This window comes from Paenibacillus polysaccharolyticus, assembly GCF_023714295.1.
GTDB classification, from domain to species: domain Bacteria; phylum Bacillota; class Bacilli; order Paenibacillales; family Paenibacillaceae; genus Paenibacillus; species Paenibacillus polysaccharolyticus_A.
This window is the reverse complement of sequence record NZ_JAMAUN010000070.1, coordinates 1-258: the sequence shown is the minus strand read 5'-3', so window position 1 is coordinate 258 and position 258 is coordinate 1. Positions and strand designations below refer to the sequence as shown.

At 56.6% G+C, this 258-nt stretch carries 1 rRNA gene; it reads right to left on the bottom strand.

Annotated features, from left to right (window positions below):
- Nucleotides 1–258: ribosomal RNA gene (locus M3629_RS28260) — 23S ribosomal RNA — on the bottom strand; the annotation flags it as partial.

Below are 258 nucleotides of genomic sequence, written 5' to 3'. Positions count from 1 at the left end.
TCTCCGCTACCCCCACCTCATCCCCGCATTTTTCAACATGCGTGGGTTCGGGCCTCCAGTGCGTGTTACCGCACCTTCACCCTGGACAGGGGTAGATCACCCGGTTTCGGGTCTACGTCCACGTACTATAGTCGCCCTATTCAGACTCGCTTTCGCTGCGGCTCCGGCTCTTCACCTTAACCTTGCACGGGAACGTAACTCGCCGGTTCATTCTACAAAAGGCACGCCATCACCCCTAAAACGGGCTCTGACTTTTTG